At 55.9% G+C, this 985-nt stretch carries 1 rRNA gene; it reads left to right on the forward strand.

What is annotated here, in order from left to right:
- Nucleotides 1–985 (forward strand): 23S ribosomal RNA (locus GBZ48_RS35880); the annotation flags it as partial.

A 985-nucleotide genomic window follows, 5' to 3' on the forward strand; every position in this document is an offset into this window, starting at 1 on the left:
GGAAGCGAACCCGGCGAACTGAAACATCTAAGTAGCCGGAGGAAAGGACATCAACCGAGACTCCGCTAGTAGTGGCGAGCGAACGCGGACCAGGCCAGTCATTCGATCTACATAACCGGAACCGTCTGGAAAGTCGGGCCATAGCGGGTGATAGCCCCGTACGGATAAACCGGATCGGATGCTCGAGTAGGGCGGGGCACGTGAAACCCTGTCTGAACGTGGGGGGACCACCCTCCAAGCCTAAGTACTCCTCAGTGACCGATAGTGCACCAGTACCGTGAGGGAAAGGTGAAAAGCACCCCGACAAGGGGAGTGAAACAGTTCCTGAAACCGGATGCCTACAAGCAGTCGGAGCCTCTTCATGGGGTGACGGCGTACCTTTTGTATAATGGGTCAGCGACTTAGAGTATGCAGCGAGCTTAAGCCGGTAGGTGGAGGCGCAGCGAAAGCGAGTCTGAATAGGGCGACCGAGTTGCATGCTTTAGACCCGAAACCTGATGATCTAGCCATGGGCAGGTTGAAGGTGCGGTAACACGCACTGGAGGACCGAACTCACGCCTGTTGAAAAAGTCGGAGATGACCTGTGGCTAGGGGTGAAAGGCCAATCAAATCAGGAAATAGCTGGTTCTCCGCGAAAGCTATTTAGGTAGCGCGTCGGATATCACCTGCGGGGGTAGAGCACTGGATGGGCTAGGGGGGCGCGAGCCTTACCAAACCTAACCAAACTCCGAATACCGCAGAGTGCAGTCCGGCAGACAGACGGTGGGTGCTAAGGTCCATCGTCGAGAGGGAAACAGCCCAGACCGCCAGCTAAGGTCCCCAAATCACGGCTAAGTGGGAAAGGATGTGGGAAGGCCATGACAACCAGGAGGTTGGCTTAGAAGCAGCCATCCTTTAAAGAAAGCGTAATAGCTCACTGGTCTAGTTAAGCCGGCCTGCGCCGAAAATGTATCGGGGCTCAAGCCGTGTACCGAAGCTGCGGATG

The sequence above is a fragment of the Azospirillum melinis genome (assembly GCF_013340935.1).
GTDB lineage: Bacteria > Pseudomonadota > Alphaproteobacteria > Azospirillales > Azospirillaceae > Azospirillum > Azospirillum melinis.